Origin of the sequence: Cryptosporangium sp. NPDC051539 (assembly GCF_044454545.1) — a bacterium.
Taxonomy (GTDB): domain Bacteria; phylum Actinomycetota; class Actinomycetes; order Mycobacteriales; family Cryptosporangiaceae; genus Cryptosporangium.
Map to the genome: position 1 here is coordinate 1 of NZ_JBITDV010000035.1, position 4443 is coordinate 4443.

The window sequence follows — 4443 nt, forward strand, 5'->3', positions numbered from 1 at the left end:
CCGCACCAGCCACACCCCGCGCCGCCACCGACCCGAGCCCCCCAGCCCCAGCCCCAGCCCCAGCCCCAGCCCCAGCCCCAGCCCCGGCCCCGGCCCCGGCCACCCACACCGCCCGATACGGCAACGCCGCCCGCGACAACGCCAGCCCCGCACCGACCAGCTCGGCGGGAACGTCCGCTCCCGGGCCTTCCGCCCAGGCGGCCAACCGCTCGACCTGCCGGTCGACGGCCGCGGCCGAGCGGCCGGACAGTACCCACGGCACCGCAGCTGACGGCGTGGGCAGCGACACCGGGGTCTCCGGTGCCGGTCCCTGCTCGAGGATCACGTGCGCGTTCGTGCCGGAAATGCCGAACGACGACACCCCGGCCCTCCGAGGACGTCCGGCGACCTCCCAGGCCCGGTTGCCGGTCAGGACCTCGACCGCGCCCGCGGCCCACTCCACGTGCGACGACGGCGCGTCGACGTGCAGCGTGCCGGGCAACACGCCCCGCTGCATCGCCACGACCATCTTGATGACGCCGGCGACACCGGCCGCGGCCTGGGCGTGCCCGATGTTCGACTTCACCGAGCCCAGCCACAACGGATCCCCGGAACGGGAAGCGCCGTAGGTCGCCAGCAACGCCTGCGCCTCGATCGGGTCACCCAGCCTGGTCCCGGTGCCGTGGCCCTCGACCGCGTCGACGTCGTCCGGCTCCAGACCGGCCGAGGCCAGCGCCTGCCGGATCACCCGCTGCTGCGACGGGCCATTGGGCGCCGTCAGACCGTTCGACGCACCATCCTGATTCACCGCCGAACCACGCACCACCGCCAACACCCGATGACCGTTCCGCTCCGCGTCCGACAGCCGCTCCACCACCAGCACGCCGACACCCTCACCCCACCCGACACCATCCGCGGCATCAGCAAACGACTTACAACGCCCATCGGCCGACAAACCACCCTGACGGGCAAAACCGATGAACGTATTCGGCGTCGCCATCACCGTCACACCACCGGCCAACGCCAAATCACACTCACCACTACGCAACGCCTGCGCCGCCAAATGCAACGCCACCAACGACGACGAACACGCCGTATCCACCGTCACCGCCGGCCCCTCCAGACCGAGCAAATACGACACCCGGCCTGACGCGGCGCTCGGAGCCACGCCGGTGCCCTCGTACCCCTCGACGGCGTCGCGCTGGCCCATACCGTCGAGCACGGTGGCGTCCTCGGCCACGTAACGCAGCCGTCCGGGCGCGTTGCCGAGCGCGAGCGTGTAGTCGTTGTACATGATTCCGGTGAAGACGCCGGTCCGGCTGCCACGGAGCGTGGACGGGTGGATGGCCGACCGCTCCACCGCCTCCCAGGACACTTCGAGGAGCAGCCGCTGCTGTGGGTCCAGTGCCAGCGCCTCGCGCGGGGAGATGCCGAAGAACTCCGGGTCGAACTGGTCGGCCTCGTGCAGGAACCCGCCGTGCCGCGTGTACGAGGTGCCGACGTGCGACCGGTCCGGGTCGTAGACGGCGTCCAGGTTCCAGCCGCGGTTGGTGGGGAAGGCGGAGATCGCGTCGACGCCCTCGGCGGCGACCCGGAACAGATCTTCGGGCGAGGTGATCCCGCCCGGGAAACGGCAGGCCATGCCGACGAGGACGATCGGATCCTCGTCCGTGCGCCGGACGGCGGGCGGCTCGTCACGGGCGGTCGCGACGAGACCGACTGACTCGAGGTTCCCGAACAGTTCGGTGTTCAGGTACTCCGCGACGACACGCGGGCTGGGGTAGTCGAAGACCAGCGTGGCCGACAGGCGGAGGCCGCTCGCGGCGTTGAGACGGTTGCGCAGTTCCAGGGCGGCGAGCGAGTCGACGCCGAGTTTCTGGAACGGCCGGTCCGGGGCGACGTCGTCCACCGAGCCGTGACCGAGCACCTGCGCCAGCTGGGTCCGGATCAGCGTGCACAACTCGTCGACGCGCTCAGCGGCCGGTCGACCGGCCAGCCGGGCGCGCAGATCCGAGCCGGGTGACGGGTCGGCGGCGCTCGCCCGGCGCCGAGTCGTCGGCACCAGGTCGCGGAGCAGCGCGGGCACGTCGTCGGCGCGGCGGCCCAGCGCGGCGGCGTCGACCCGCAGCACGACCGGCGCCGGTACCGCGGTGCCCAGCGCGGCGTCGAAGCCCCGCAGACCGTCCGCGGCCGGTAGCGCCGGCAGCCCGAGCCGAGCCAGCCGGTCGCGGTCCGCCTGCCCCAGGGCGGTGCTCATCCCGGTCTCGACGTCCCACAGGCCGTAGGCGATCGCGGTGGCCGGCAGACCGGCCGCGTGCCGGTGGGCGGCCAACGCGTCGAGGAAGACGTTCGCGGCGGCGTAGTTGCCCTGACCCGCGGCGAGCACCAGGCCACCGGCGGAAGAGAGCAGCACGAACGCGGCCAGCGGCTGGTTGCGGGTGAGCTCGTGCAGGTGCCAGGCCGCGTCGGCCTTGGGACGCAGAACCGCGTCGATCCGCTCCGGGCTCAGCGACTCCACGACGGCGTTGTCGGCCACGCCGGCGGCGTGGACGACGCCGGTCAACGGGACGTCGCGCAGCAGTTCGGCCAGCGCGCCGCGGTCGGCGACGTCGCAGGAGGCGAGGTCGACGTGGGCGCCGAGCCCGATCAGCTCGTCACGCAGGGCCGCGGCGCCGGGCGACTCCGGACCGCGCCGGCTGGTGAGCAGCAGCCGCCGGACACCGTGAGCAGCGACCAGGTGCCGGGCCAGTAGCGCGCCGAGACCGCTGGTACCGCCGGTGATCAGCACCGTGCCGTCCGGGTCGAACGTCACGGGCGTCGGCCGGTCGGTGACCCGGGTCAGCCGGGGTACCCGCAGCACGCCGCCACGCAGGGCCAGTTCCGGTTCGTCGCCGGCGGCGACCTGGGCGGCCAGCGCCGGGTCGAGGTCGTCGGTGTCGATGTCCAGCAGCACGATCCGGCCCGGATGTTCGGCTTGCGCCGCGCGCACGAGCCCCCAGACCGGCGCGTGGACGACGTCGAGAGGCTCGGTGCCGTCGCTGACCGCGTGCCGGGTCACGACGACGATCCGTCCGTCCGGGCGCTCGTCGGCGAGCCATCGCTGCAGGTCACCGAGCACCTTTGCGGCGAGGGCCCGGACCTGCTCGGGGACGCTCGCACCGGCGGGCGTGGCACAGCGCAGGACGACCAGGTCGTCGATCGGTGGGGCGGCGGCCGGCACCGCCGGACGCCAGTCGACGGCGAGGAGCGGGACGGCAGCGGTGGAGGCCAGCCGGTCGGTGTCGACCGGCCGGCCGACGACACCGGCCACGGTGAGCACCGGGGCACCGGTCGGATCGGCGACCTCCAGCGCGAGCGTGCCGGGCGCCGGGTTCGTCAGCCGGACACGCACCCGCTGCGCGCCGGAAGCGTGCAACTGCACTCCGCGCCAGACGAACGGCAGCACCGTGCGCTCGTCCCCGCGGACGCCGCCGGGGTCGAGCAGCGACGCGTGGGTCGTGGCGTCGAGCAGCGCCGGGTGCACTCCGAAGGCACTCCCGTCGACGCCGTCCGGCAGCACGATCTCGGCGTACACGGCGTCGTCGTCGCGCCACGCGGCGCGCAGGCCCTGGAACGCCGGACCGTAGCCGTAACCGGCCTCGCCCAGGACCGCGTACGGGTCGGAGAGTTCGACCGGCACCGCCCCGGACGGTGGCCACTGCGTGAGGTCGAATCCGGCCGGTTCCGCGGGTGCCGGGGCGAGGACCGCCTCGGCGTGCCGGATCCAGGGCGCCTCGTCGTCCGTGTCGGCGCGCGAGTGGACGGTGGCGGCCCTGCGCCCGGTCGCGTCGGCTCGTTCGACGACGATCCGCAGCCGGACGGCGTCGGTCGCCGGTATCACCAGCGGGGCGGCCAGGCTGACCTCGTCGACGACCGGGCACCCGACTTCGTCACCCGCGCGGAGCAGCATCTCGACGAAAGCGGCGCCGGCCAGCAGAACCGTTCCCAGCACCGCGTGGTCGGCCAGCCACGGCTGTGTCGCCGCCGACAGTTGCCCGGTGAGGACGACCGTGCCGGTCTCGGGGAGCTCGACGGCGGCGGCCAGCAGCGGGTGGTCGAGCGCACCCAGACCGAGGCCGGCCGGGTCGCCGCCGGTGTCCTTGGCGAGCCAGAACCGCTGGTGCTGGAATGCGTAGGTGGGCAGGTCGACCGCCGGAGTGCGGTCCCCGAAGACCCCGGTCCAGTCGACCGCGACGCCGGAGACCCACGCCGTGGTGAGGGCCGTGAACGCCGCACGGACTTCGTCGTGGTTCGTGCGGGAGACCGGCACCGCAATCGGCAACACCGGGGCCACGGCACTGCTCAACGCGCCGTCGGGACCGAGCTCCAGGAACACATCAACATCCCCGACCAGCCCAGCCACCGCATCCGCGAAACGCACCGGCTCCCGCACCTGACGCACCCAATACTCCGGATCCGTCCACA

General features: G+C 73.6%; 1 protein-coding gene. It reads right to left on the bottom strand.

Features of this window, described 5'->3' with window-relative positions:
- On the bottom strand, positions 1-4420 hold a 4420-nt coding region (locus ACIBZJ_RS43165), incomplete at its 3' end, for an SDR family NAD(P)-dependent oxidoreductase (protein WP_395939424.1).
- Between the last annotated feature and the right edge of the window lie 23 nt (positions 4421-4443).